This is a genomic window from Alteromonas sp. ABH4_456 (assembly GCF_056160645.1).
Genome location: NZ_JBSWXO010000052.1, coordinates 1 through 344 on the forward strand (window position 1 = coordinate 1; position 344 = coordinate 344).

Consider the following 344-nt stretch of genomic DNA (forward strand, 5'->3'; position numbering starts at 1 on the left):
ATGCCTGTCGTGAATCCACAAACAGGCGAAATCCGGTATGCGCAAATCTTCGTGGCGGCCATGGGGGCGAGCAGTTATTACTACTCAGAGGCGACCTGGACTCAGGGCTTGCAAGACTGGCTGGGCAGCCATGTACGGGCGTTTGAGTATCTCGGTGGTGTGCCCACCATGGTGGTGCCGGATAACTTAAAAAGTGCCGTGACCAAAGCCTGTAAAAGCGACCCGGACATTAATCCGGCTTATCAGCAACTGGCGGCTCACTATGATACGGCGGTTGTGCCCGCCAGACCGTATAAACCTAAAGATAAAGCCAAGGCCGAAGTGGGTGTGCAAATCATCGAACG

General features: G+C 54.4%; 1 protein-coding gene. It reads left to right on the plus strand.

Annotated features, from left to right (window positions below; all coding sequences use genetic code 11):
* A partial coding sequence (locus tag ACXAG2_RS20905) for a DDE-type integrase/transposase/recombinase (protein WP_474870261.1) occupies positions 1-344 on the plus strand: 344 nt, incomplete at both ends.